This is a genomic window from Mycobacterium sp. NPDC051804 (assembly GCF_044452905.1).
GTDB lineage: Bacteria > Actinomycetota > Actinomycetes > Mycobacteriales > Mycobacteriaceae > Mycobacterium.
Genome location: NZ_JBITCD010000005.1, coordinates 569755 through 591606 on the forward strand (window position 1 = coordinate 569755; position 21852 = coordinate 591606).

The 21852-nt window shown below is 64.7% G+C and carries 24 protein-coding genes; 9 read left to right on the top strand and 15 right to left on the bottom strand.

Features of this window, described 5'->3' with window-relative positions; translation table 11 throughout:
- Positions 1-23: 23 nt before the first annotated feature.
- A complete protein-coding gene (locus ACIA48_RS22540) occupies positions 24-1493 on the bottom strand; it encodes a carboxyl transferase domain-containing protein (RefSeq protein ID WP_396736569.1) in 1470 nt (489 codons plus the stop codon).
- A 26-nt stretch (positions 1494-1519) separates the two neighbouring features.
- Between ACIA48_RS22540 and ACIA48_RS22545 the strand changes: the two genes are divergently transcribed.
- Genes ACIA48_RS22545 through ACIA48_RS22575 form a run of 7 tightly spaced genes read left to right on the top strand, consistent with a single transcriptional unit; the run spans position 1520 to position 8471 of the window.
- On the top strand, positions 1520-2254 hold the full coding sequence (locus ACIA48_RS22545) for an enoyl-CoA hydratase (protein WP_396736572.1): 735 nt from the start codon (positions 1520-1522) through the stop codon (positions 2252-2254).
- Positions 2254-3363 carry an MBL fold metallo-hydrolase gene (locus ACIA48_RS22550; protein WP_396736574.1) on the top strand — a complete coding sequence of 370 codons (1110 nt, stop codon included), beginning with the start codon at positions 2254-2256 and terminating at the stop codon, positions 3361-3363. The genes ACIA48_RS22545 and ACIA48_RS22550 overlap by 1 nt, the downstream gene beginning before the upstream one ends.
- A gap of 26 nt (positions 3364-3389) precedes the next feature.
- Positions 3390-4976, top strand: a complete 1587-nt coding sequence (locus tag ACIA48_RS22555) for a serine hydrolase (RefSeq protein WP_396736576.1) — start codon at positions 3390-3392, stop codon at positions 4974-4976.
- Positions 4973-7363, top strand: a complete 2391-nt coding sequence (locus ACIA48_RS22560) for a cation-translocating P-type ATPase (RefSeq protein WP_396736579.1) — start codon at positions 4973-4975, stop codon at positions 7361-7363. The genes ACIA48_RS22555 and ACIA48_RS22560 overlap by 4 nt, the downstream gene beginning before the upstream one ends.
- Positions 7364-7372: 9 nt before the next feature.
- Positions 7373-7654, top strand: a complete 282-nt coding sequence (locus tag ACIA48_RS22565) for an antitoxin (protein ID WP_396736581.1) — start codon at positions 7373-7375, stop codon at positions 7652-7654.
- A gap of 3 nt (positions 7655-7657) precedes the next feature.
- Positions 7658-8104, top strand: coding sequence for an SRPBCC family protein (locus tag ACIA48_RS22570; RefSeq protein ID WP_396736583.1), 447 nt, complete (start codon positions 7658-7660; stop codon positions 8102-8104).
- A gap of 4 nt (positions 8105-8108) precedes the next feature.
- Positions 8109-8471 (top strand): glyoxalase superfamily protein, encoded by a 363-nt coding sequence (locus ACIA48_RS22575; protein WP_396736586.1) that lies wholly within the window; start codon positions 8109-8111, stop codon positions 8469-8471.
- A 74-nt stretch (positions 8472-8545) separates the two neighbouring features.
- Here the strand turns inward: ACIA48_RS22575 and ACIA48_RS22580 are convergent, their stop codons facing one another.
- From ACIA48_RS22580 to ACIA48_RS22645, 14 genes are all read right to left on the bottom strand, one after another.
- Positions 8546-9112 (bottom strand): isomerase, encoded by a 567-nt coding sequence (locus ACIA48_RS22580; protein ID WP_396736589.1) that lies wholly within the window; start codon positions 9110-9112, stop codon positions 8546-8548.
- Positions 9112-10338, bottom strand: coding sequence for a cytochrome P450 (locus ACIA48_RS22585; protein WP_396736592.1), 1227 nt, complete (start codon positions 10336-10338; stop codon positions 9112-9114). The genes ACIA48_RS22580 and ACIA48_RS22585 overlap by 1 nt, the downstream gene beginning before the upstream one ends.
- Positions 10335-10748 carry a hypothetical protein gene (locus tag ACIA48_RS22590; RefSeq protein WP_396736594.1) on the bottom strand — a complete coding sequence of 138 codons (414 nt, stop codon included), beginning with the start codon at positions 10746-10748 and terminating at the stop codon, positions 10335-10337. Before ACIA48_RS22590 ends, ACIA48_RS22585 begins: the two co-directional genes overlap by 4 nt.
- Positions 10748-11800 carry a dihydrodipicolinate reductase gene (locus ACIA48_RS22595; protein ID WP_396736597.1) on the bottom strand — a complete coding sequence of 351 codons (1053 nt, stop codon included), beginning with the start codon at positions 11798-11800 and terminating at the stop codon, positions 10748-10750. Before ACIA48_RS22595 ends, ACIA48_RS22590 begins: the two co-directional genes overlap by 1 nt.
- Positions 11793-12842 carry a dihydrodipicolinate reductase gene (locus tag ACIA48_RS22600; protein ID WP_396736600.1) on the bottom strand — a complete coding sequence of 350 codons (1050 nt, stop codon included), beginning with the start codon at positions 12840-12842 and terminating at the stop codon, positions 11793-11795. Before ACIA48_RS22600 ends, ACIA48_RS22595 begins: the two co-directional genes overlap by 8 nt.
- Positions 12839-14056: a cytochrome P450 gene (locus ACIA48_RS22605; RefSeq protein ID WP_396736603.1), complete on the bottom strand. Its 1218-nt coding sequence runs from the start codon at positions 14054-14056 to the stop codon at positions 12839-12841. The genes ACIA48_RS22600 and ACIA48_RS22605 overlap by 4 nt, the downstream gene beginning before the upstream one ends.
- The gene (locus ACIA48_RS22610; protein ID WP_396736606.1) at positions 14053-14475 is read right to left on the bottom strand and encodes a hypothetical protein; all 423 of its coding nucleotides are present in this window, start codon (positions 14473-14475) and stop codon (positions 14053-14055) included. The genes ACIA48_RS22605 and ACIA48_RS22610 overlap by 4 nt, the downstream gene beginning before the upstream one ends.
- A gap of 21 nt (positions 14476-14496) precedes the next feature.
- Positions 14497-15192, bottom strand: a complete 696-nt coding sequence (locus ACIA48_RS22615; RefSeq protein ID WP_396736609.1) for a hypothetical protein — start codon at positions 15190-15192, stop codon at positions 14497-14499.
- Complete coding sequence (locus tag ACIA48_RS22620) at positions 15189-15317, bottom strand: hypothetical protein (RefSeq protein ID WP_286201645.1); 129 nt, start codon at positions 15315-15317, stop codon at positions 15189-15191. Before ACIA48_RS22620 ends, ACIA48_RS22615 begins: the two co-directional genes overlap by 4 nt.
- Before the next feature lies 1 nt (position 15318).
- Positions 15319-16104: a CbbQ/NirQ/NorQ/GpvN family protein gene (locus ACIA48_RS22625; protein WP_396736612.1), complete on the bottom strand. Its 786-nt coding sequence runs from the start codon at positions 16102-16104 to the stop codon at positions 15319-15321.
- Between the two features lie 61 nt (positions 16105-16165).
- Positions 16166-17698, bottom strand: coding sequence for a nitric oxide reductase activation protein NorD (locus ACIA48_RS22630; protein WP_396736615.1), 1533 nt, complete (start codon positions 17696-17698; stop codon positions 16166-16168).
- A 129-nt stretch (positions 17699-17827) separates the two neighbouring features.
- Positions 17828-18430, bottom strand: coding sequence for a TetR/AcrR family transcriptional regulator (locus ACIA48_RS22635; RefSeq protein ID WP_396736618.1), 603 nt, complete (start codon positions 18428-18430; stop codon positions 17828-17830).
- A gap of 58 nt (positions 18431-18488) precedes the next feature.
- Positions 18489-19220 (bottom strand): hypothetical protein, encoded by a 732-nt coding sequence (locus tag ACIA48_RS22640; protein ID WP_396736620.1) that lies wholly within the window; start codon positions 19218-19220, stop codon positions 18489-18491.
- Positions 19221-19260: 40 nt separating this feature from the next.
- Positions 19261-19860: a TetR family transcriptional regulator gene (locus tag ACIA48_RS22645; protein WP_396736623.1), complete on the bottom strand. Its 600-nt coding sequence runs from the start codon at positions 19858-19860 to the stop codon at positions 19261-19263.
- A 101-nt stretch (positions 19861-19961) separates the two neighbouring features.
- On the opposite strand from ACIA48_RS22645, the gene ACIA48_RS22650 reads away from it, so the two are divergent.
- The gene (locus ACIA48_RS22650; protein ID WP_396736878.1) at positions 19962-20750 is read left to right on the top strand and encodes an SDR family NAD(P)-dependent oxidoreductase; all 789 of its coding nucleotides are present in this window, start codon (positions 19962-19964) and stop codon (positions 20748-20750) included.
- 9 nt (positions 20751-20759) lie between these two features.
- Positions 20760-21833, top strand: a complete 1074-nt coding sequence (locus ACIA48_RS22655; RefSeq protein ID WP_396736626.1) for a dihydrodipicolinate reductase — start codon at positions 20760-20762, stop codon at positions 21831-21833.
- The last annotated feature ends 19 nt before the right edge of the window (positions 21834-21852 follow it).

The window sequence follows — 21852 nt, forward strand, 5'->3', positions numbered from 1 at the left end:
ACGTACATTTCGCGAAAGTTCGCTCAGAGTCCGATCTGGCGGTAGCGCGCGAGCCGGGCGTTGAGTCGCTCGGCGTCCGGCGTCGAGCGCAACGCGTGCAGTTCGTTGGCGATGGTGTCAGACAGTCGTCGCGTGAAGGCCAGCGGCTCGTCGGCCGCATCGGGAGACTCGGGCACGATCGCGTCGACGATACCGCTGTGCAGCAGGTCAGCCGACCGAACACCTTGTGCCGCAGCAAGTTCCGGGGCGTGCTCGGTGTCGCGAAACACGATGGCGCTCGCACCCTCCGGTGGCAGCGGGGCCAGCCAGCCGTGCAGTGCGGCCAGTACGCGGTCAGCGGGCACCATCGCCAGCGCCGGTCCGCCGCTGCCCTGGCCGAGCAGCACTGACACCGTCGGCGTGTCCAGCGTGACGAGATCAGCCAGGCACCTGGCGATTTCACCGGCCAGGCCGTCCTGTTCGGCCTCGACGGTGAGGGCCGGCCCGGCCGTGTCGATGACGAGCACCAGCGGCAGCTTCAGTCCCGCGGCCAGCGCCATGCCGCGGCGCGCCTCGCGCAGCGCCGCCGGGCCGACCATGCCGCCGAGCACACGCTGCTGGCCGAGCACCACGGCCGGTTGTCCGCCGAATCTGGCCAGCGCCAGCAGTGTGGTCGCGTCCTCGCCGCGCCCGGTGCCCGACAGCAGCACCCGCTCGGATGTGCCGTGCTGCAACAAATAACCCACGCCGGGTCGGTCCGGCCGGCGCGAGGCCACCACCGAATCCCACGCGGGGACGTCGGGTATTGTCACCGCTTCCGGCGGCGGCGGTGGAGGGTCGGGCGGGTCGGCGAGAACCTTCAGCGTGCGGTCGAGCACCGAACGCACCGCGTCCAGCGGGACGACACCGTCGATGACGCCGTGGCGCTCGAGGTTCTCGGCGGTCTGCACGCCCGAGGGGAAGGGCTCGCCGTAGAGGTGTTCGTACACCCGCGGGCCGAGGAATCCGATGAGCGCACCCGGTTCGGCGGCGGTCACATGACCAAGGGACCCCCACGACGCGAACACCCCGCCCGTCGTCGGATGGCGCAGATACACCAGATACGGCAGATGCGCCCGCTTGTGCAGTTCTACGGCCGCGGCGATCTTGACCATCTGCAGGAACGCGACCGTACCCTCCTGCATGCGGGTGCCACCCGAACTCGGCGACGCGACGAGCGGCAGTCGCTCGGCCGTCGCGCGCGCGACCGCATTGGTGATCCGTTCGGCCGCGGCCACCCCGATGGAGCCGGCCAGGAAGTCGAACTCGCAGGCCACCAGCGCCACCCGCCGACCGAAAACGGTGCCCTCACCCGTCAGCACCGACTCGTCCAGGCCGGTCTTCGCCGACGCGGCGGCCAGCTCGTCGCGATACTCCTCGCTGCCGCCCACATCGAGCGGCGTGGTGTCCCAGCTGCGGAACGAATCGGGGTCCAGCACGGCATCGCGCAGGTCAAGGGCACCGATCCGACTCACACCCAGAGGGTATATAGGGTGGCCGCATGATTGGTGTGACCCGCGACGGCGATGTCATGACGCTGGAAATGCAGCGTGCCGACCGCCGCAACGCGCTCAACGGCGCACTTGTCGACGGCCTGCGCGAAGCCGTCGAGAAGGCCGCGGCCGAAGACGTCCGGGCCATCGTGCTCACCGGCCAGGGCCACGTGTTCAGCTCGGGGGCGGATCTGACCGACGCCGCCGGTGTGGCCGAGGAGCTGCCCGACAAGGCCAAAGCACTCAACATCGCGATCGACCAGGCCCCTGTCCCGGTTATCGGCGCGATCAACGGCCCCACCATCGGGGCGGGCGTCATCCTCGCGATGATCTGCGATCTGCGGGTTGTCGCCCCCGAGGCCTACTTCCAGTTCCCCGTCGCCAAATACGGCCTGGCCCTAGATAACTGGAGCATCCGGCGGCTCACCTCGCTGGTCGGTGCGGGCCGGGCCAGAGGCATGCTGCTGGGCGCCGAACGGCTGACCTCCGAGGCGGCGTTGCACACCGGCATGGCGAATCGCATCGGCACGCTGGCCGACGCGCAGGCCTGGGCCGCAGAGCTCGCGGGCTATGCGCCCTTGGCACTGCAGCACGCCAAGCGCGTGCTGAACGACGACGGCGCCTACGACGACCCTCGGCCCGAGCACACGGACATGTTCGACCGCGCCTGGGCCAGTCAGGACGTCATCGAGGCGCAGGTGGCGCGCATCGAAAAGCGGCCGCCGAGGTTCCAGGGGGCCTGATGATCGGGGCGGCGCTGCGCATCGGCTTCGGGACGGCTTCACTGCTGGCCGGGGGATGGGCATTGCGCGCGCTGCAGGGCACCCCGTCGGCCCTCGGTGCCTCACCGGTCGACATCGACGCTGTTGCCAAGCGGTCCCCGAACTACAGAGACGGCGTCTTCCTCAACATCGAGTCGGCGAGCCCCGTCGAATTGACCCGCCAGGAGCAGTTCCTGCTGGTGCGTGAGGTCATCGGCGGCAGTTCGAACCAACAGCCGTCCTCGGACGTCCCGTTGGTCACGCCCGACCCGAGCGTGGCGGTGGGCGATCTCGCCGTCACCTGGTACGGCCACTCGTCGGCGGTCATCGAGGTCGACGGCTACCGCGTGCTGGCAGATCCCGTCTGGAGCGACCGCTGCTCGCCGTCGAAGACCATCGGCCCGCGGCGGCTCCATCCCGTGCCCGCCCCGCTGGAGGCGATGCCTGCCATCGACGCGGTCATCATCAGCCACGACCATTACGACCACCTCGACATCGACACCGTCAAACAGCTGGCACGCACCCAGCGGGCGAAGTTCTTCGTCCCGCTCGGCATCGGCGCCCATCTCCGGGCCTGGCACATCCCGCCCGATCGGATCGTCGAACTCGACTGGAACGAGAGCGCCCGCCTCGGCGACCTCACGCTCGTGTGCACGCCCGCGCGGCATTTCTCCGGACGGTTCCTGACCCGCAACACCACGCTGTGGTCGTCGTGGGCGCTGATCGGCCCCAGCCATCGCACGTTCTTCGGCGGGGACACCGGATATTCGAAGATCTTCGGCGACATCGGCGCAGAACACGGACCGTTCGATCTGACCCTGATGCCGGTGGGCGCGTATCACCCCGGCTGGCCCGACATCCACATGAATCCCGAGGACGCGGTCCGTGCGCACCGCGACGTCACCGATGGCGGGCTGCTGGTCCCGATCCACTGGGCGACGTTCCGGCTGGCCCCGCATCCGTGGTCCGAGCCGGTGCAGCGATTGGTCAAGGCCGCCGAATCCGACAACGCCCTGATCGCCGTGCCGAAGCCCGGGCAGCGGGTGCAGCCCGACGCGGCGTTGGCGAACGACCCGTGGTGGCTGCTCTAACCATTTCAACGGGATACGGTGCACCCATGAACGCACTGGCCAGGCTGGCTGTCGTGGGATTGATCGCGGTCCTGCCGGGCTGTACCGCCGACAAGCCCGCCGAACCGGCACCGCCGTCCACGCCGACCCAGGCGGACGTACCGCCGCCACTCGTGCCCGCGATGCCCTTGCCCGAGAACGGCGTCGACAAGGCCGTGGCCAAACTCGACGGCATCGCCGAGGATCTGATGCGTAAGTCCGGGATCCCCGGCATGGCGGTCGCCGTCGTGTATCGCGGGGAAACCGTGTACGCGAAGGGTTTCGGTGTCAAAGATGTCCGAAACGGCGATGACGAGAAGAACCGGGTCGACACCGATACGGTGTTCCAGCTGGCGTCGTTGTCCAAGCCGCTCTCCGCCACCGTGGTCGCCCATCAGGTCGGTGTGGACGCGATCGGCTGGGACACCCCGATCGTGTCCAAGCTTCCGTGGTTCGCGCTGTCCGACCCGGTGGTCACACAGATGGTCACCGTCGGCGACATGATGTCGCACCGCTCCGGACTGCCTGACCACGCGGGCGACATGCTCGAGGACATCGGCCATGACCGCCGGTATGTGATGGAGCGCCTGCGTGACCAACCGCTGGATCCGTTCCGGATCTCCTACGCCTACACGAACTACGGCTACACCACAGGTGCCGAGGCGGTCGCGGCGAGTGCCGGCAAGCCGTGGGACATTCTGGCCGACGATGTGCTGTTGGATCCGCTTGGTATGCCATCGACGAGTTATCGCTTCGCCGATTACGAATCGCGCGCCGACCGCGCGATCGGTCACATCCATGTCGACGGTAAGTACGAGCCGCGCTACGTGCGTGACGCGGATCCTCAGGCACCCGCCGGTGGTGCGAGTTCGTCCGTCAACGACATGACCCGCTGGCTCGCAATGGTGCTCGCGAACGGCAAGCACGCTGACGAGCAGATCGTCGACGCCGACGCGCTGTTGCCTGCGCTCACCCCGCAGATCGTGTCGAGTCCTGCGTCGGAGCCCGCAATGCGGTCCGGTTTCTACGGATTCGGATTCAACGTCGGGACGACGTCGGCGTCCCGTACCGAACTCAGCCACTCCGGCGCGTTCGAACTCGGTGCGGGAACGAACTTCGCGATTCTGCCGTCGGCGGACGTGGCGATCGTCGCGCTGACCAACGCCACCCCTTCGGGCGTACCCGAGACACTGACAGCACAATTCGCGGATCTGGTGCAATTCGGTGAGGTCCGCGAGGACTGGTACGGCCTCTACAGCGGGGTCTTCGCCGAGATGGAAAAGCCGGTGGGGTCACTCGTCGGTAAGCAGCCGCCGTCAAGTCCCGCTCCCGCCGCGCCGTTGCCCACGTACGTCGGCACCTACAACAACGGCTACTGGGGTCCGGCACGAGTCACCGAGAAGGACGGAAAGCTGATGCTCGCGCTCGGCACGAAACTCGATGTGCCGCTGGAGCATTGGGACGGCAACGTCTTCACGTTCAAGTTCGTCACCGAGAACGCGCCCCCGGGGACCATTTCCAAGGCAACGTTCGACGGCGACAAGCTGGTGCTGGAGTACTTCGACGAGTCGGGTAAGGGGACATTTACAAAGTGACCACCGCCCCGGGACTTCAGACAGCAGGTCTCACCGATGCCGAAGTCGCACAACGTGTCTCCGAAGGCAAGACCAACGATGTGCCGACCCGCGCAGCACGCAGCGTATCCGAGATCGTGCGCGCCAATGTGTTCACCCGTATCAACGCCATTCTGGGTGTGCTGCTGATCATCGTGCTGTCCACCGGGTCGGTGATCAACGGAGCGTTCGGGCTACTCATCATCGCCAACAGCGCGATCGGCATCATTCAGGAGTTACGGGCCAAGCAGACGTTGGACAAGCTGGCCATCGTCGGCCAGGCGAAACCCTTGGTGCGCAGGCAATCCGGCACGACGGCGGTGCTTCCAGCAGAGGTGGTGCTCGACGACATCATCGAGCTGGGACCGGGCGACCAGATCGTCGTCGACGGCGAGATCGTCGAGGAGTCCAACCTCGAGGTCGACGAATCCCTGCTGACCGGTGAGGCCGACCCGATCGCCAAGGATGCCGGCGACAACGTGATGTCGGGCAGCTTCGTCGTCGCGGGCAGCGGCGCATACCGTGCCACCAAGGTCGGGAAGGAAGCCTACGCGGCCAAACTCGCCGACGAGGCCAGCAAGTTCACGCTGGTGAATTCCGAACTGCGCAGCGGAATCAACAAGATCCTGCAGTTCATCACCTACCTGTTGATACCCGCGGGCCTCCTGATCATCTACACCCAGCTGTTCACCACCGACTCGGGGTGGCGGGAGTCAGTCTTGCGGATGGTCGGCGCACTGGTGCCGATGGTGCCCGAGGGCCTCGTGCTGATGACGTCGATCGCGTTCGCCGTCGGTGTCGTCCGACTGGGCCGCAGGCAATGCCTGGTCAACGAACTACCTGCGATCGAGGGCCTGGCCCGTGTTGACGTCGTATGTGCCGACAAGACCGGCACACTCACCGAAAACGGTATGCGGCTGTCGGATTTGAAGAAGCTCGATGAATGTGCCGTTGCGGACGTGCTGGCACAGCTCGCGGCGGACGATGCGCGACCCAACGCCAGCATGCAGGCCATTGCCGAGGCCTACAAGATGCCGCCCGGATGGGAACTCACCGCCGCCGCACCGTTCAAGTCCGCCACCAAGTGGAGTGGAGCGTCGTACGGCGACCACGGCAACTGGGTGATCGGTGCGCCCGACGTGCTGCTCGAACCGGGCTCCGAAATCGCCAAGCAGGCAGAGGAAATCGGTGCTCACGGGCTGCGGGTGCTGCTGCTCGGCTCCTGCGACATGCCCGTCGATCACGCGGAGGCGCCCGGACGCGTCACGCCCGCCGCGCTGGTGGTCCTGGAGCAGCGTGTGCGGCCCGATGCCCGCGAAACTCTCGACTACTTTGCGGAGCAGAAGGTTTCGATCAAGGTCATCTCGGGTGACAACGCGGTATCCGTCGGTGCGGTAGCCGGCTCACTCGGCCTCGACGGCGAGACGATGGACGCGCGCCAGCTGCCCGACGAGCCCGATCAGCTGGCCGACACCCTCGAGGAGTACACCACATTTGGCCGAGTGCGACCCGATCAGAAGCGGGCGATGGTGCACGCGCTGCAGTCTCGCGGGCACACGGTGGCGATGACCGGTGACGGTGTCAACGACGTGCTGGCTCTCAAGGACGCCGACATCGGCGTGGCGATGGGATCGGGCAGCTCGGCCTCCCGTGCGGTGGCGCAGATTGTGTTGCTGGACAACAAGTTCGCGACGCTGCCGTACGTCGTCGGTGAGGGCCGCCGGGTGATCGGCAACATCGAGCGGGTGTCGAACCTGTTCCTCACCAAGACCGTGTACTCGGTGCTGTTGGCAATTCTCGTCGGTCTCGGTGGACTGTCGTCGAAGGTCTTCGGCACCGACCCGCTGCTCTTTCCGTTCCAGCCGATCCACGTCACGATCGCGGCGTGGTTCACCATCGGCATCCCGGCGTTCATCCTGTCCCTGGCGCCGAACAACGAACGGGCCCACACGGGATTCGTGCGACGGGTCATGACGGCAGCGCTGCCGTCGGGAATCGTCGTGGGGATCGCGACGTTCACGTCGTACCTCGTGGCATATCAGGGGCGGGCTGCCACCGAGGCGGAGCAGATGCAGGCGTCGACCGCGGCGCTCATCACGCTGCTGGTGACCGGAGTCTGGGTGCTCGCGGTGGTGGCACGGCCGTATCAGTGGTGGCGCGTGGCGTTGGTCGTGATTTCGGGTTTGGCGTACGTGGTGATCTTCTCGATTCCGCTGGCGCGAAAGGCGTTCATGCTCGACCCGTCGAACGTCAAAACCACGACGATAGCGCTGATCATCGGCCTCGTCGGCGCCGCGGCGATCGAGGTCATCTGGTGGGTCCAGGGAGCGGTCTTGGGGGAACGGCGCAGGTTGTGGCGTTCGGAGTAGGGTGGCCGCATGGCATTCCTTGACAAGCTGAAGAGCCTGGTCGCGAAGAATTCCGACAAGGTGGACATGGCGATTGACAAGGCGGGGGACCTCGTCGACAAGAAGACTCAGGGCAAGTACGCCCAGCATGTCGACAAAGTGCAGGGCGCCGCCAAGAAGGCCGTTCAAGACAACGCCAACCAATCCGGGCAGGTGCCTCCCGCCCAGCAGTCCGGTCAGGCCCCGCCACCGCAGCCGCCGCCGGGAACTCCGCCGCAGCAGGAACCGCCGACGGCCCCACCCGTTTCGTAGGCGATGGCCAAACTTTCCGTATCCGTCGATGTCCCGTTACCGCCGGAGACGGCGTGGGAGTGCGCATCCGATCTGTCCCGCTTCAAGGAGTGGCTCAGTATCCACCGGGTGTGGCGGAGCAAGCTGCCCGAGACCCTGGAGAAGGGCACGGTCATCGAGTCGATCGTGGAAGTCAAAGGCATGCCCAATCGGATCAAGTGGACCATCGTGCACTTCAAACCGCCGGAGTCGATGACGCTCAACGGTGACGGGCGCGGCGGCGTCAAGGTCAAACTCATCGGCAAGGTACGGCCCTCTGGCACAGATCCGGAGGGGTCGACGGTCACGTTCGACATACACCTGGGGGGTCCCGCGTTGTTCGGCCCGATCGGTATGGTCGTCGCCGGCTCGCTGAAGGGCGATATCCGAGAGTCGTTGAACCGCTTCAAATCTGTGTTCGCCCCGGCCTGATCGCATGCGATTCGAGCGCGCCGTCCCGGTGCTGCGGGTTTTCGACCAGACCAAGGCTGAGGACTTCTACCTCGACTATCTGGGCTTCGTCACGGACTGGGAGCACCGGTTCGGGCCGGACTTTCCGCGGTATGCGCAAATCAGCCGCTCGGAGTTGATCATTCATTTGTCGGAACATCACGGTGACGGCACACCGGGTAGCGTCGTGTTCGTGCCGATGCAGGGTATCCGCGAGTTCCACGCCGAAATCACCGCTCGTGATTACCGATTCGCGAAACCTGGGCTGGAAACCGAGCCATGGGGTTTGACGGTCGACATCACCGATCCGTTCGGCAACCAGCTGAGGTTCTGCGAACAATCGGGCTGATTTTCTGCGGCGAGTGGCCACTTATACGACGCAAAACGGCCGAATCCGTACGCTAAGTGGCCACTCGAGCTCTCTCAGCGGCGGAGTTGGCGACGCACCAGCTTGGTGAACTCGACCGTCGAGCGGCGGACCGACTCGAACTCCAGCGAGACCAGCAGAGTGTCCACCATGGCGAACGGCAGGGTGGTGGCCACCGCGCCGCGGCCGTACTCGATATGCCACGAGCCGGGATGGATGGTCATGCCGCGGGCCTGCCCGCGCGCCATGTGCGCGTGCTCTCCCGGCAACAGCGTATGGCCGGAAAGGTCATCCGATTCCACGTCATACCAGTCGATTTGGCCGGCTATCAAAAACTTGTGCACATCCACATGCTTATATCGGCCCGAAAAGCCCTGAGTTCCAGTGGGTGTACCGAAGATGACGATGTACTCGCGCGGGCTGAAGTAAAGGAACCGCACCTTGCCGAGGATGCCGCCCGCCGTACTCCCCACCCAGCGCCCCGGCACCGGGTCGATGAGGTCGGGGTATTCGTCGGCGAGCGCTTCGATGGCCCGGGTGATCAGCTCACCGTTCTCCACCGGCAGGCCGACGACCTGCTTGGCCACTTTGCCCAGCACGTCAGGATCGATCTTGTATGACATCAGCCGAACTCTATCGACAGACTGGTCGGTCCGCTGAGGCCTAACAGCGGTTTCCATGGCACCGATTCGGTGCGACGTGGGTGGGGGATGCGGTGGGCGAGGATCTTCAGGGCTTCTGCGAGTTCGAGCCTCGCCAGGTTCGCGCCGAGGCAGTAGTGCACGCCGCCGCCGAACGTCAAAATCGGTGGCGGTTCGTCGCGGGTGATGTCGAAACGCGTCGGATCGTCGTAGATCGCGCTATCGCGATTGGCGGCATAGGTGTTCACGAGGATGAACGTGCCCGCGGGAAAGGTGTAGTCGCCGATCGCGACGTCTTCGGCAACGCTGCGCACCGTGCTACACATCGACGGTGAGTGACGCATCGTCTCCTCGACGGTACGCATCGCGAGGTCCGGCTGGTCTCGCAGCAGCGCCCACTGCGCGGGGTGATCGCAGAGCACCTGCATCGACGCGGCGAGCTGGCTGCGCGTGGTATCGGTGCCCGCCACCAGAATGCTGAACGCCAGCATCCTCAACTCCGAAGCATCCAGGCGATCACCGGCATCCTCGATGCGAATGAGGTCGGAAAGCAGATCGTCGGTCAAGCTCTGCCGCCGCACCGCAACCATCTCGTCGATGTAGTCGTCGAACTCGCCCCACGCCTTGAGGACGACGGGCTCCTCTTCGGCCAGGTTGCAATCGAAGCTGACGATTTTGAAGATGTCGTCGGCCCACCGCGAGAACTGTCGCCAGTCCTCCCGCGGAGCGCCGAGCAGCGCGCAGATGACGGGAATGGGGTAGGGCCGTGCGATATCCGCGACGAACTCGCAGCCGCCCGTATCGGCCACCCGATCGATGAGCTCGTTCACGACGGTGTGGATGGTGTCGTGCATCCGCGCCGTCGCCCGAGGTGTGAACGCCCGCGACACGAGGCTGCGCAGCCGACGGTGTTCGTCGCCCTCCATGTTCAGAATGCTGCGGGTCACCCTGTCCCACAGGGGTCCTGACGTGATGCCGTGGGCGGAGAGGTGGATGCCCTTGGGGACGACGAACCGCGGGTCGCGAAGGACGGTCCGGGCCAGGTCGTACGAGAGCACCTCCGGGCCGATCGGGCCCAACGCGATCGGCGCGGCCTGCTGTGCGGCCCGAAACTGGGGATAGATCTCCTGCGGAGTATCGGTGACGTCGTAGGTGAGCGTCGGAAGGCCGGCGTCGAAGACGCTGGGTTTGGCGGCGGCGACGGTCATGGAATGTTCGTGTCCAGCAGCGTCAGCGGCAGGCCGAGCATCGACAGGTCGATCTCCTCCAGATGTGTGCCATCGCCCTCCAGTCTCTGCCGGAAGCGGACCGCGGCTCCGTACCGTTCGGAGACGGCTTCTGCCGCCGCCGCTCCGGGCACCTGCAGGACGACGGTGTAGATACCGTCGCCGTTGTCGCCGAGGAACCGCTGCACCGATTCGGCAACCTCTGCGGTGGCTCCCGTTAGGGGACTGATGATTTCGATGCCGTGCGTCCAGTCCAGGCTGATCCGGACTCCGAGTTCAGCCAGTTCGGCGGGCCCCAGGGTGAAGCCGAGGTCGGTGAACATCTGCGCGACCTTGTCGTGGCGTTCGGCGGCGACCGCGAAGACGACGTGGTGCAACGACGGCGCGCTCATCAGCGCACCAGGCCCCTGGGTTGGATGAGGCCGAGGTCGAGGTGCGTGTGCCAGCCCGGCGCGGCGTCGCAGACGTCGGGGATCGCGTTGATCGCACCCATCGCGGTCCAGTCGTAACCCGGATGCGTCATCTTTCCATCCGGTCCCTCGACACCCTCGAGGGTCAGGGCAGTCGGCGGATCGCCCTCGATCTCGATGCGGTACAGCGTCTTTCCAAAGTCCCACGGCGGATCGAGCTTGTCAGACGTGGACGTTGTATAGAGCGCCTCGAAGACGATCAGCGGAGCCCCGTCGACCATCGCCGCATACGTGTGGCGCTGTGCCGCGACGGTCCCTTTGGGAATCGCTCCGAGTTCATGCGCGACGTCCTCGGTGGCGACGGCGGCCTCCACGCCCGACGTCACCTCGTCGATCGTGACGCCGAGTCCGTCGGCGAGCATATACATCGACTGGGCGAAGAACACGGCGCCGATCCCCAGAATCGTTGGCTCAGAGAGGAATTTGTCCTTCTCCTTGCCGAAGCCCAGCCAGTCGATGTGGTCCAGCGGTGCATCATGCAGCACGTTCACGATTTCGAGCATTCTGATCTTCTCGATCTTGCTGACCACCCGCGCGAGGGTCAGCGGCAGGATGTCGCCGGCATACCCGGGGTGTATCCCGCCGGCGTGAAATGACGTCCCACCGTCGCTGCAGGCCGCCCGGATCTGGTCGCCCCCGTCGCGGAAAGTTTCAGTGGGATGGAAGAACCCGCTTGTGGTGACGACGTTCTTGCCGGACCGCAACAGGCGGCACACCGTGTCGACATCCATGATGACCGGCGTGTAGAACACGCAGTCGGCGTCCATCGCGATGATCGATTCGACATCGTCGGTCGCGAGGACGCCCGTCGGGCCGATGCCCGCGATCTCGCCCGCGTCTTTGCCGACCTTGTCCGCGCTGTGCACCAGGACGCCGACAAGGTCGAAGACCGGATTGTCAGCGAAGTGCCGGACTCCCACCTGTCCGACGTCGCCCGTCATCCATTGAATGACTCGATAGGTCTTGTCAGACATTGACGACACCTCGCGGTAGGAGTAACGGCAGGTTGTTGTACGTGGCGATGCCCGGCGGCGCCGCGACGACGGCGGGGATCGCTGTGATGGCGGGCACCGCGGTGATGGTCAGACCGAGCAGGATGTATTCCTCGATCGTCTCCGCGACGAAGTCCGGTGGCGGCTCGAACGCGAGGGTCGTCTTGATCGTCGGTCGACCCTCGACCGTGATGTTGTAGCCGAATCCCATCTCCCAAACGGGTTCCAGTGATTGGCCTTTGGTCCACACCGCCCGCACCTCGACGACGTCCCGGTCACCGACGAAACCTTTCCAGCTCACGTCGATTCCCGCGACGCATCCCTTGGCAATGAGCCATTCGCCAGGAAGTTGGACGTCTTCGGTGGCCTGGGCGTACTTGGCTTCGCAACGGATATCGTCGAGTTCGACCCCAATCGCATCGGCGACGAGCATGACCGCTTCACGGAAGATCCCAGATCCTTCCTCGGTCACCGCAAGCAGATCCGGACTGTCGATCGGGTATCCGAAACCCATGATTTTCTCGGTCTCCGGCGAGTTGTAGATGGTGGTGTCGAACGACTCTTCGATGTACACGCGATCGATCCGGTCCGACAGGCCCGCCGAGACGATCGCGAAGAGTTGGATGAAGCCAGGATTGAGTCCGCTGCCGAAGATCGTTGAGTTGCCGACCTCACATGCCTTGGCGATGCGGTCGCGCCCGCCACCGAGCCGGTGGCCGGTGATGAACTCGGATGTGGTCACCACGTTGATGCCCGCCTCGAGAATGCGGACGAGGTGGTCGACGTCGGCGAACATCTGGTTGTAGACAACGCAATCGGGTTTCAGCGCAATCAAGGCGTCGACGTCATCGGTGGCCGTTACACCGAGCGCGTGGATGCCGCATAGGTCGCCGACGTCTCGGCCGACCTTGTCCGGTGACCAGGCGTAGCACCCGACCAACTCGAGCTGTGAGTTCGCGACGATCGCGTGGACCGACTTCACTCCGATGTTGCCTGTCGTCCACTGGACGACCCGGTATGTCACTGCGATCTCTCACCGGGCGTGAAAGTCACTGGGATGGATCGGAACCCCCGGGTCACGGAGTTTCCGTGGAACACTGCGTCCTCGTTCGCTGCGAGTCGGTAGTCGGGCATGCGCGACAGCACCTGCTCGACGCCGATCTGGAACTCCAGACGTGCCAGGTTGGAGCCGAGGCACCGATGAACGCCCGCGCCGAAACCGAGGTGGCGATTGGACGTGCGATCCAAGATGCAGCGGTCCGGATCGGCAAACTGCTCGGCATCGCGGTTCGCGGACGCGTAGTTGACGATGACGGATTCACCGGGGCAGAAGGTGTGCCCGCTCAGTTCGACTTCGCGGGTGACCGTTCGCGGAATCCCGTGTATCGACCCCGAGTAGCGAAGGAACTCCTCGATAGCGCGCGGTCGCAACTCAGGGTCGTCGATGAGGCGGTCGCGCTCCTCGGGATGCGTTGCAAGATAGTGGAAAGCGAATGACATGGCGCTGGCCGTGGTCTCTAGGCCTGCCTGTACCAACAACATCGCGTTGCCGACGATGTCGCCGAACTGCAACTTCTCACCGTCGATTTCGGTATTGAGAAGGACGTCGATCATGTCGTCCTTCGGGGGCTGCGCGGTGCGCGCTGTGATCGCATCGTGGAGGTGCTGATACAGCCCGCCCCACGCTGCCATGCGGGCTTCTTCGGTGGCGCCGTTCAGCGCGGTGTCGGTGAGTTCGATGCACAACGGCACATCGTCGATCGGCAGCCCGAACAGGTACTTGAAGAAGACGACGCCCGGCTGTCGCCACGCGACCTGCGCGAGGTCTCCGCGACCCTGATCGATGAAAGCGTCGATGAGTCGATCGGTTTCGTCACGGATCTGGGGTGTCAGCGCCTTCATCCGTGCCGGTGAGAAGTACGGGTTGAGCACCTTGCGGAACTGCTGCTGCCGCGGCGGATCCAGCGTGATCACCAGATCGCCGGCAAGCTGCTCGGACGCCTCGGGTGTCGGGTTGGACGAGAAATGTTCCCAGTCCTGCAGGATCCGGTAGCAGTCCTCGTAGCGGACGGCCACCCAGGCGCCGCCGGGCGTTGCGCTCAGGAACGGTGTATCGGTGTGCGCAAACGGTGAGTTGCGGCGCATCACCTCGTAGACGTCGTAAAGGAAGTCGTTGTCCTGGAAGTCCTCGTGTCGAAGATCCCAGTTGTCGGCATGCTCCTCAAGAGATTTCGTCACGGTGCCCCTTGCTGGGCGGCCTGCCGCGCCTCCCGCTCTTCGTGAATGCGCACCAATTCGCGGAACCCGATCCGGTTGTACTTCGGGACGGGCTGAATGCCCCACTCGTCCTGCGCGGTGTCCTTGCCCTCAGCGCCCTCCGGCGGACCCAACGGCGGATAGGGCACCTTGCACTCCAGGGTGTCGTCGGAGTAGCGCACCTTCAGCAGCTCGCTGCAGATCTCGGTGAGACTCAGCGTCGGATAGCCGTAGTAGACCGCCATGAACGGCAGCGTGAAAGCGCCCTCGATGACGAGCGCGACGAGGCATACCAGGACGGCGCGCTTGATCCACTTGTGCATCCGAGCGTAGTAGGGCGTGGTGCCCGGTGGCAGATCCTCGGACTTCTGTTCTGCTTCGGTCTCAGGTGTTGTCGTCACAGCAGTACTCCTCGAATGGGTTCAGTCGGAGAAGATTTCGCGATTGACCGTGTGCAGGTACGGGATCGCCAGGAAGGGGGTGATGTAGAAGATGTCGTAGAGCCACCAGCCGATGACCGGGAAGACCACGCCGGCGAAACGGACATCGGCGTACATGGTCATGTTGAAGACGTAGAGGCACCAGATGAGCACACCCATCCAGCAGGTGACGATCATCCACTGATGGCCCCAGCGCTTCATCTGCAGGAACCCGATGGCCGCGGCGCACCGCATCGCGAATACCGTGACGATCATCCCGAACACCATGGACTTCTCGCCCGGTCCGGCCGCGCCCCCGACCCAGAATTCGTTGTAGTGCCAGAAGTATCCGGCGTCGAACATCGCACCCCAGCCGACCATCAGCACGCGATTGATCAGCGTGTGGTTGGCGACGAGATCCAGCGCCCAGCCCAGGCTGTTGAGCATTCCGTCGATCAGCACGAGATAGCCGATCAGCGTGACGATCATGGGGCGCATCGACAGACCGGCGCGCGCCGCCTGGCGCTGCAACCACACCCCCCGCAGGAAGATCGGCAGTCCGAAGATCCCGGGGGCCCACATGCCCATCAGGCCGGCACCGACGATCATCCACTTGTCGGCCCGGCGTTGTGCCAGCCGTGATTCCTCGTCGTGCTCTTCGAGGCTTACCGTGCCGCCGGACCGCACATCCAGGCTCACAACTCCCACCACCCCCGGGCGAAGGACATGTAGAGCTGGATTCCGAACATCGTCAGCAGGTAGCCGTATATGACGATCTGCAAGATGATCAGCGCCCTCTTGCGCTTGCGTTCCTTTTGGTCCATATCAGTTCACTCCTTCCAAGAGGCTGGCTGCCGCGACTTCGCGCAGTCCTTCTGAGATGGCCCCGTCGCTCGACAGCGGCGCGAGGATGCAGGCCTCGGCAGCTTCCAATTCGGTTGCGCCCGCGGCAATCAACTGCGCGGCGGTGACCAGCACCCGGGTGGACGGGGGTTCGAAGTGGAATGCTTCGTCCGCGGTCCTGATCGCCGTCGCGCACTGCACGAGCCGATGGGCCGACCCCGGTTCAATGCCCGCCTCGGCGACGATCACCTCCGCCTCACGGTCCGGCGGGAGATAGCGCATCGGCAGCGTGACGAAGCGCTGGCGGAACGACGGCTTCAGTTCCTTCAACGAACTGCGGTACGCGGGGTTGTAGGAACACACCAGCATGAAGGTCTCGGGCGCCTGCACCACCTCGCCCGCCCGGTCCAGGTAGAGCGCGCGACGATGATCGGTGAGCGAATGCAGGATCGCCAACGAATCGTGGCGGGCCTCCACGACCTCGTCCAGATAGCAGATGGCCCCGGCCTTTACGGCTCTGGTGAGCGGACCGTCCGTCCAAACGACGTCGCCGCCGGTCACCATGAAGCGTCCGACCAGATCCGAGCTCGTCAGGTCATCGTGGCAGCTGATAGTGACGACGGGCCGCCGCAGGAGCAGGCCCATGTGCTCGACCAGTCGTGTCTTTCCGCACCCGGTCGGGCCGGTGAGCATCACCGGCAGACGCTGGCGATACGCCTGCTCGAACAACTGAACTTCGTTGCCGTTGGAGTAATACGTCTCGTTCACGCGGCCTCCTCGCAGGCTCGGATGCCCCGTGCTGTGCGCATTGTTCGCTTGCAAGCTGCGCTCACGCGGCCACCAACTCTCGATGTACATGGGCCAGAACCCTCGGAAGCTCTTCTATTCGCCGGATACGTTGGGAGCGGCGGGGTCCGAAGACCTCGGGCAGCGGATCGACGCGGGTTGGGCCGACGCCGACGTAGTACATGCTCACGCCCGCATCGCTGGCTTCCTCAACGGCATGCGCGGCGTCCGCCCAGGCGTAGCGGCCCTCATAGCCCTCGTCGGAGATCAGGCCGTCGCCGATCACGATGAGCAGTCGCCGTTCGGACGGCTGGGCGAGCAGCCGGCTGGTCAGATGGCGAAGTGGTGCGCCGAGCCGGGTGTAACCGCCCGTGGCGAGGCCCAGACCACCTGGGGGTACGAACCGGCGGTCCTCGAAATCCTTGAGGCAGGTGACCTCGACGCGGTGGCGGGTGTTGCCGGTGAAAACGAAGATGCCGTGACGCTCGCGGGCGAGCGTCATCGCCTGTGAAAGCGCGTCGGCGCAGGCTAATTCGAGCTTGAAGATCTTGCCGCCGTGCACTCCCAGCGACGAGCTGCCGTCGAGCAGCAGTGCGGTAGTGACGTCACGGCTGCTGGGCAGCAGATCACGGAAGATGCGTGGCTCGATGGCCTCGCCGGTCGTCAGATCGATGTAGTGGTTGACGTATTGCTCGACGTCGAGATCGGAACCGTCTTCCAGCCTGTTCTTCATGGCGCGGTGGGTGTGCTCGGAGAACCACTTCCGCAGATCGGTCGAGGGCATCGCCTGATGGCGGTGCTGACTCGCATGGGGGCGCTCGAGCACCGCGACATGGTCGGCCATGAAGCTGTCGGTCCAGGCGTTCCACTCCGGGTACGGAATGCCGGGCCGGTGCTCGGGCGTGATGTCTAGATCGTTGTCCTGCGGCCGGCTCGGCGGAGGCAGGTTCGGATTGCGCACGCCGCCATCACCGCCCACGGGGACGGAATACGGTCGCGGCAGCCGCTTCTGCGTTGTGGTCCAGGGCATCCGGCCGAAGGTGCGACGCAGTTTGTCGGCGATGCCCTGCGGATCGGTGTACACCCGGGGAAGGGTGCCCAGGAGCGGGTCGACAGTCAGCTTCTGCGAAGTGCGCGCCAGCGCGACCGCGCGGTTGAGCATCTCCTTCGCGTCCATATCGCTGGGCGCCGCCTCGAGGTCGGGCAGCAGCCGTTGTATTTCTGCCAGCAGCCCGGGCCAGGTGTCCGCAATCCAGCCCACGGCGACGCCCGCCTCGACGAGGGTCAGCGCGCTCAGCTCCCGCGCGGAGAGTTCGTTCAGTCGATAGTCGACCACACGATCCTTCGACGGTGAACATTGGAGCGCCACACCGCATGTCAGGCTTCGCCGTGTCCAGTCGCGAACCGGCGGCGGATACGGGACATGGATGAAATCGAGGGTCGAGCTCAGACCGAAGTCCCGCCGCTGCCCGCTCACGAGGCGCACACCCTCGCGGCGCTGCCCGCTGAGGGCGACGGCCGTGACGGCGCAGCTGCGTTCTACAGCGAGCGCATGCGTATCGGAGAGCTCAGACATGTCGATCGCTCAGAACGTGCCGATGTTCGAGAACATCCAGTACCAGAACCAGATGATCAAACCGGTGCCGCCCCACGCGGCGACGTATCGCAGGATCTCCCATACCCAATCCACGTCAGGCCTCCTTCGTCATCGGATCTCGAGCCCTCGCACGGCGGTGTCGACCAATTTGGCGAGCATCGTGTCCCGGATCTCGGCGTTGGCCGTAGTCGTGAGCACGCCGTAGACACCGAGAAGGAAGAACGCGGCACTGTAGAACGCGTCGACGGCCGGATGTACTGCGCCGTCGACACGTGCCCGCTCGATCTCGTTGACCAGCAGCACGATCACCGGGTGGTCGGTCCATTCGTCCTTGGTCGGCCGCGTCGGCGAGAAGTGCAACGCCAGAAGCTCTTTGAACAACAGTGAGCCGAGCCGCTGTTCGAGGCCGGTCACCAGGTGTACGGCCTCGTCCAGCACCGTCGGCAGATCGTGTGTGCCGTTCAGAAAGCGGGCGAAGTCGGCGGCCATCCGTGCTTCTTCGCGGCTCTCCAGCTCGAGGAGGACGTGCTCCTTGCTCGGAAAGTGGAAGAAGAACGTTCCGTGCGCGACACCGGCGGCGGTCGCGATCGCGTTCACGTCGGCGCCGGACATGCCTGCGAGCTTGAACTCGGCGATCGCCGCGCCGAGGATGCGTTCCCGCGTCTGCAACCGCCGCGTTTCCCGCGCCGACTGCTTCACCTGAGGCGTCATGGTCCGCTCTTTGTAACTCGTTTACTGACCAAAGTCAATGAGTTGAGTCATTGACTGGCTAGTCGGAGAAGATCTCGCGGTTCACCGAATGCAGATAAGGGATGGCGAGGAAGGGGGTGATGTAGAAGATGTCGTAGAGCCACCAGCCGACCACGGGCAAGACCACGCCGGCGTAGCGGACGTCGGCGTACATGGTCATGTTGAACACGTACAGGCACCAGATGAGCACACCCATCCAGCAGGTGACGATCATCCATTGGTGACCCCAGCGCTTCATCTGCAGGAACCCGATGGCCGCGGCGATTCGCATGGTGAAGACGGTGAGGATCATGCCGACTTCCATGGCTTTCTCGCCGGGTCCCGCGGCACCGCCCAACCAGAGTTCGTTGTAGTGCCAGAAGTAACCGGCATCGAACATTGCACCCCAGCCGTTCAACAAGATTCGGGCCAGGATGGTGTGGTTGGCGACGAGGTCCAGTGCCCAGCCCACGGTGTTGATCGCGGCGTCGATGATCACGAGGTAGCCGAGCAGCGTGACAAGCATCGGACGTACCGTCAGCCCCTCGCGTTGCGCCTTGCGAAGCAGCCACACCCCACGAAGAAACAGGGGCAGACCGAAGACGCCGAGCGCCGCAGTGCCGATGAGCAGGCTGCCGGAGATGAGCCACTTGTCGGCCTGGCGCTGTGCCGCCTGTGACGCCGCCATGTGCTCGTCAAGGCCGCTGCCGGAGAGTTTTGCACTCGCTGCGGCGTCGCGTTTACGGCCCAGATTCACCGTGGGCAGATTCATGCATACTGACTATAGTCAATCAACAACGGTAGTCAATCGGCTACTTGGCCCCGATGCTGCGCAGTGTCCTCGTCACGTAGTCGTCGATCATCGCGGACTGCCCCGGCCAATCGTGCGTCGTCGTCAACAGTGCGTAGAGGCCCAGCAGGAAGAACACCGCGCTGTTCATCGGGTTCACATCGGGGTCTACCTCACCGCGTTTCCGGGCGTGTTCGATCTCCTGCGCAACCTCGACGATCACCGGGTGCTGCCGACTCTCATCGGTCGGTCGGGTCTGCGAAAAATGAAGCGCGAGAAAGTCCTTGAATAGCCCAGCGCCGAGGCGGCGTTCCAAGCCCATCACAAGTCGCACCGCCTCACCCAGCGCCGATGTGAGGTCGTGTTCGGAACCGGTGGCACGCGCCAGTTGCTTGGCGATGCGCTCCTCTTCGCGCTGCTCGAGTTCGAGCAACACGTGTTCCTTCGTCGGGAAATGGAAGAAGAAGGTGCCGTGGGCAACGCCTGCCGCGGCGACGATCGCGCCGACATCCGCTTCGGCCATCCCGGCGCGTTTGAACTCGGCGATGGCCGCTCCCATCAAACGTTCACGAGTCTGCAGACGTTTGGTTTCTCGCGCTGAGGGCTTGTCTACCACTGCCATACGTCAACTCTACCGTTTGAACGGCGACGCATAGCGAACTTCTTATTGACTTCAGTCAATGAAGGTCGTTAGATGATCAGCACTCGATGGAGAGGACGCGTATGGCGCTGGAGCAGTTCAACCTCGCTGGGCAGGTGGCCATCGTTACCGGCGCGGGTAAGGGAGTCGGTCAAGGGATCGCACGAGTGCTCGCCGAGGCCGGTGCGACCGTCGTCGGTACCGCGCGTACAGAGTCTGACATCGTTGCGACGATAGATGGCATCGAGAAGGCCGGCGGTAAAGGGCTTGCGTTGGTTGCCGACGCTATGAGCCGTCCGGACGGTGAACGCGTCGTGTCGACGGCCATGGAGACGTTCGGGCGCATCGACATCCTCATCAACAACGTCGGCGGCTCGACATTCGGGTCGTTTCTCGACATCACCGACGAGGACTTCAGGCGCACCTTCGACTGGTGTGTGACCTCCGCCTTCATCATGAGTCAACTCACCGCCAAGCACATGATCGAAGCGGGCCACGGCAGCATCGTCAACATCTCCTCGGGCTCAGCACGTTTCGGCATCCGTGCCCTCACCGCGTATTGCGTCGCGAAGGGTGGCATGGAAGCGCTGACCCGGGCGATGGCCCAGGAGTTGGCGCCAAAGATTCGCGTCAACGCGATCGCACTCGGCTCCTTCGCCACCGAAGGGCTGCAAAGTGGCCTTGACATGATGCCCGGGGCGCTGGACACGATGCTCAGCCTGACGCCGCTGCATCGTCTCGGAAACGTCGAGGACCTCGGCCGGCTCTGTGTTTACCTGTCTACCCGCGACTGCTACGCCACGAACGCTATCTTTCACGTGGACGGCGGCATCGACTCGAACAACCTACCGCTGCCCATTCCCGACTACTGAGGACGTCGAATGCGAAGAGTTGTGCAGTTCTCCACCGGCAACGTCGGCCAGCATTCGCTCAAGGCCATCATCGGACGGCCGGATCTGGAGCTGGTGGGTGTGCACGCGGCCAGTCCTAACAAGGTCGGGCGCGACGCGGCAGAACTATGTGGGTTGGCCGAGCCGACAGGCATCCTCGCGACCGATGACATCGATGCGCTGATCGCGCTCGAGCCCGACTGCGTCGTCTACACCGCTCAGGCCGAGACCCGTCCGATGGAGGCGGTGGAGCAGTTGGTGAAGCTGCTGGCCGCCGGCATCAACGTCGTGGGCTCGTCGATGGTGTGGCTGGTGACGCCGCGGCAAGCCGACGACTGGCTCACCGGCCCGCTCGGGAAGGCATGTGACGAGGGCAACTCGTCGCTGTATGTGAACGGCATCGACCCTGGCTACTCGGGCGACACCGAGGTGCACAGCGCGCTGAGCCTCGTCACCCGCGCGACGTCGGTTCTCGTCCAGGAGATCTTCGACTACGCGAACTACGACGATTACGAGTTCACCGGTAAGTCAATGGGTTTCGGCCTCAAGGCGGACGACGAGCAGCCGATGTTCTTCCTGCCGGGTGTCTTGACGACGATGTGGGGCGGCCCGGTCCGCAACCTCGCCGATCAGTTGGGCATCGAGCTCGACGAGGTGCGGCAGCGCATCGAGCCCTGGTACACGGATCAGCGGATCGAGTGCAAGCTGTGCACGGTCGAACCCGGCGGCATGGCCGCGATCAAGTTCGCCGTCGAAGGGGTGCGCGACGGCGTTCCGGTGATCACGATGGAACACATCACCAGGCTCACCGCGGTGGCCGCTCCGGACTGGGAGTTTCCGCCCGACGGTAAGCCCGGAGTGCACCGGGTGGTGGTCGAGGGCGAACCGCGGGTGGAGCTGAACACCCACGTCTCCGATCCGCTGCTCGATGTCACTGAAGCCGGGTGTGTGTCCACCGCGGCGCGGGTGGTCAACGTGATCGACTGGGTGTGTGACGCCCCCAAGGGATTGATCGCCGTGGAGGACATTCCGCAGGCAGAGGTGGTTCGCGGGCTGTTTTGGTGACGTCTTCGAGCATTGCCGC